A 4797-nucleotide genomic window follows, 5' to 3' on the forward strand; every position below is an offset into this window, starting at 1 on the left:
CTGATTTTCAACGTCCATGTTGTATCGTTTTTCAGATCAAAGTGTACATTTCTGTCTTTAGCAATATTCGCTCTGCCTTCTAAAGTTGAATGATCAGCGCTTAATGTGAAGGTGCCGTTGGAGATCTCGGTAATATCATCTTCTTCCCAAAAGCTTTTTTCTTTCGTAAAGAGACCGTCCCCTAATAACACGTCGGCATGGATTTCAGAATTTGTGAGATTAACTGTACCAATTGACAGATCGGCACTATTTTCAATGTTATTTTTAGTGAAAGCTCCAATGAGAATTCCTGTACCATTTTTAACGTGAATATCTGCATTGGTTAAATTGATTTCATTGGTTTGATGTTTTTGTGGATCATTTAGCTCATTTTGTTTGGTAGTAGGGCGAGCTACGAATTGCAAACCAGAAACTTCTGCTGTTGCAGAAACATCTGTTAAATCAATATGCCCACCACCCACTACAAGTGATGCAACTTTTTTTGCTTCTATTTGGCTTTTTATCCCATCCCGTGATGCATCAGTGGAGTTACTGATCATCTTAATTGTGCTATTATCGAATGCAGAAAGGCCAATATCAACTTTTTTAATGGCTGTTTTTCCTTTTAATTCAACTTTGCTACCCATATCATTTGTTTTTACACCAATGCTGCTTCTTTCGGGTATCTCATTACTTTTGAATTCAGCACCAATTATCGTTATATCCTTGCTAAAGATTTTGCCACCATTGGATGTAACAAGGCCAGTAACAACTTTTTCAAGGGTTGTTTTGCCGTTTAAATTGATTTCGCTATTTGCATTGTCGGCCCACACTCCTGTAGCAGAAATGTCTACTATGGCTTCATTACCTATCATCATTAGATCTTCACTAGTAATTTTACCACCGTCATCTGCAAAAAGCCCTGTTACAGCATTTTTAAGTGTTGTTTTACCATATAATTCAATTACGCTGTCTTTGCCCTCAACACTTGCACCGATACCATCACCATCTGTTGTTTTTAGAGCAACATTTGTGACCGTAATGTGTCCACCGTCTGCAGCAGCCAATGCTGCGTCCCCCCACAGTTACAGTTCCTCCGGTCATTGTGATGGTGGAGCCTGAGGCTTTTGCATAGAGTCCATTGGAATCAGATGATGTAATTTGCGCATTGTCGGTTAAAATAATGGCGCTGCCATTTTGAGCAAATATTGTCGAATCTTTTGCATCAAATGATCCTCCCGAGACTGTTATTGTAGAAGAATTATCTGCTGATATACCACTGTCTGCTTGAGCAAATTCTATATTTTTTTAAGCAACTTTACTGTCTTCGTCTGCTTTTACTCCAAAGAGTAGTGGTTCCTCTTCTTTAGCATTTGATATTGTCACATTTTCCAGTTTGTTTTTGTCGCTATTACTGCTTTCGAAGAGAGCACCAACCTTGGAAGCTGTGATGGTTCCCCCAGTCATGCTGATTGCGCCATCATCTTGTGCTGTAAGCCCAATTTTCGCATCGCTAATAGTAGTGTTTTCCAACTCAATCACACTGTTAGAGCCTTTAGAAAATGCACCGAAACCATCGGTATAGCCAGAGCCCTCAGCTGGTTCATCTGTTCCAGCTCCCTTTGTTTTTAAAATAACATCAGTGACCTTAACATGTCCACCGTCTTCTGTAATCAATGCCGCGATTTTTCCTGTCACAGTTCCCTTAGTCATTGTGATGGTGGATTGTGTTTTTGCTGCGAGCCCAGCGTCATCAGATGATGTAATTTGCGCATTGTTTGTTAAAGTAACAGTACTACCATTTTTAGCAGATATTGCTGCATCTTTTGCGTCAAATGATCCTCCAGAAATTGTTATTGTTGAATGATCATATGCAACTGTGGCATTTATTGCTTGCGTTACTTTTACATTTTCTAAAGTGACTGTACCGTTTTTGTCTAACATTACTCCAAAATTCAGTGGCGCTTTGTTTTCACCACTCGATATCGTCACATCTTTTAGCATACTTTCTTTGTTATTATTATTCCAGAAGAGAGCACCAATATCGGAAACTGTAATGGATCCCCCAGTCATTTGAAATTTAGCATCGTCTTTTGCTTCAACGCCTAAGGAAATAACAGAATCAGTCCCTTTAATGGTTGTGCTACCCTGTAATGTAATCGCACTGTTAACGCCTTCAGCAGTTACAGCATAAACATTCTTGTTTTCACTTGAGTTTGTATTTTTGTTCCCGATCACTGTTACATTCGTTCCAATGATTTGACCACTGGTTTTTGCATGAATAATCTCAAAGGTTTGGTTGGATGGTTTTTCTTCTCCCGTAGATACTTCGAGGGTTGCAGCATGTGCAGTGAACTGGATGTTGAATAGGATGATAGCGGCTGTAGCCGTGCATGATAAAAGGGATGTTTTATACACTAGCACTCTCCTTATGAGAGTCCCAAAAATTCATTTCCCCGCGAACTTCATAAGAAGAAGTGAAAATGGATAGTTGTTATTAATTTCAGTAATAGTCTTTACAAGTATTTTATTTTCTATTGCTTGTCAAAGCTAAAAAATAATTGATATTAAATTTTTTACATATTTATATTTAATACATAACGTATTTATAATCATAAAGTGATTACTTTATATTACATAATTAAATTTATTATAAAACTATTTTGTAAAAATGTTAATTTTATTATGTTTTGATATATTTTATATTATTGTTCATATGAATTTTATAAATTAATAATAATATTTTCTGTAATATTTCTTACAGTTTGTGGTCTTTCCAGAGTTAGTTATGACAGTAATACCCAAACACTGTTTTTAGCATTTTGATTATTCCTACTTTATCTTTCATAAGATTCTAATGTGTTTGATTTTGCTATCTAACGGAGACGGCTTCTCGAGCATACAGCATACGTTCGTTTCTCCTGTTTGGGATATTTTAATAGTATACGAACACTTGCTAGGTTTCTGATAAATGCCTAGTTTTTGATAAGCTGTTGATGTATCGATAGCATTTGACAGAGCCCAAGCTCATAAATCTCAATAAATTAAAGTGCCTGAAGTTGAAGGTTTGAAACCAACAGTGCTTTTATATCATCAAAGTGCACCTTCATTGAAGGATTATTGCTTTCGTTATTTTGAATTTTTGACACACTCTTGACAAGAAAATCTAAAAAATTGCTTCTGAGGATTTTTTTATAATATAATAAAATTTATAATATAATAAAATATGTAACGTTTTTATGGTGATAGGTTTATGAGATATAAAGTTAAATTGGTAATCACCGTGATTGCTTTTACTATCTCTGGTTGTTTTAACCTTGATTCTGAAAAGTTAAGAAGGGACGAGAGGCTTTATCATGATGCATTCATGGGCTGGTCTATAAAAGAAAGGTCTCTTGTAAAAAATTATACTGCTATCATCATGGCTGATCCGCAACCGTGGCGTTTAAACTCTGGTGATGCCAATGGAATATCAAACAGAGAGCCGTGGTTAAAGATAAATGAGCAGGTTGCTGGTGTGATAAAAGCGCACAAGGCCGCGTTCCATATTGTCAATGGTAATCTGACGGAGTTTGGACAACAAAAAAACTATGATGATTATAAAAATGTTTATAAAACTCTTGGAGCGCCTGTCTATGAGGGGCTAGGGAATCATGATTATGCCAATAATGTTGGTAATTGTACAAATCCTCAAGAATTCAGTTCTTACAAAGATGCCTGTGCTATAAGTGCAGTTTCAAGAATGGTATCGGAAATCAAAAAATACCGTAATCAATTATTGCATTTTAATGCAGATGTTACTGAAAGTTTGGTTCCCATTTCGGGTGGAAATATTCGCTCGATAAGGGGGAGTTTGAGTTATTCTTGGGATTATGGAGATGTTCACTATGTGCAGCTTCACAATTATCCAAGCTATACGGTTCGTTTGATGGGACAGTCTATGCAGGCGCAAATCAATAAATCTTTAGATTGGCTTAGGAACGATTTAACTGCTGCTGATGCAAGAGGTAAAGTGACAATCATTAATTTTCATGATGCGCGTGCTGCTTCCATTGATGGTGGATCCTTTTTTATTCGTAAAAAGAATGCTAAAGATTTGTCGGTCTTTAAGTCAATTATTACCTCTCATAATGTTAAAGCAATCTTCGTGGGTCATACGCATTATCAGTCTTATTGCCGTGCGAAAAATGATAAGGTTTTTGGAAATATCCCTATCTATACAGTTGGTGCGCTTTTTAATGGAGATTATTACCTCATAGATGTGAAGGGAAAGACCATTCACGTTAAAGCCTATAATGGAGAAATAGGAAAACCGCTTTTAATTAAAGATCTTGGTGTTATAGGGAAAGACCCCCAATTTTCCGCGAGTTGCAGTCAGTTATAATAGGATTTTTTTCTTTGTTTTAAGGATAAGGAAAAAACGTATTATATGTGCGGATTTGAAAAGCAATGAGAGTGTCTAAGTGTCACTTAAAAATAGAATGAAAAATCAGATATCTTTTTCATTTTTTTTCAAAAATGCTAAAATATCAGGTTAAGCGCTATAAGTGCAATGGTTTAATGTGAACTGAGCTTTAATACAAAGCGGAATAATGGTTTGTTATTTTATTTTTTCTTTTTAGGCTTTCATCTTGGAAGAGAAAGAGGAGTGTGTCGAGGAAGTATCCAGAATTACCAAGAAAACTTTTTGTTTTGATTCATTTTTTACTTATAATCTTCAAACAATTGATGTTTTGTGATGCTGCTTTCACCATGCCATGGCAGTGTTCAGAGACCGGAGGCAAGCTGGTTTACTCAAAGGCTATTTAGAAGCCACCT

The 4797-nt window shown here is 36.1% G+C and carries 2 protein-coding genes and 1 pseudogene; 1 reads left to right on the forward strand and 2 read right to left on the reverse strand.

The genetic code is table 11. From position 1 onward, the window contains the following. Both ACFIJP_RS08625 and ACFIJP_RS08630 read right to left on the reverse strand, forming a co-directional pair. Positions 1-1046, reverse strand: a pseudogene (locus ACFIJP_RS08625) (autotransporter outer membrane beta-barrel domain-containing protein); the annotation flags it as partial. Between the two features lie 241 nt (positions 1047-1287). Further along, on the reverse strand, positions 1288-2397 hold the full coding sequence (locus ACFIJP_RS08630; RefSeq protein WP_375626987.1) for a hypothetical protein: 1110 nt from the start codon (positions 2395-2397) through the stop codon (positions 1288-1290). Positions 2398-3232: 835 nt separating this feature from the next. Here ACFIJP_RS08630 and ACFIJP_RS08635 point away from each other — a divergent pair. Continuing rightward, complete coding sequence (locus ACFIJP_RS08635; RefSeq protein ID WP_375626989.1) at positions 3233-4363, forward strand: metallophosphoesterase; 1131 nt, start codon at positions 3233-3235, stop codon at positions 4361-4363. Positions 4364-4797 lie beyond the last annotated feature (434 nt).

Source organism: Bartonella sp. MU37NMGALS (genome assembly GCF_042194015.1).
Lineage (GTDB): Bacteria > Pseudomonadota > Alphaproteobacteria > Rhizobiales > Rhizobiaceae > Bartonella > Bartonella grahamii.

What these genes read in the sequence shown, in the direction of transcription:
- ACFIJP_RS08635 (WP_375626989.1), top strand. Translation starts at nt 3,233, where the DNA reads ATGAGATATAAAGTTAAATTGGTAATCACCGTGATTGCTTTTACTATC.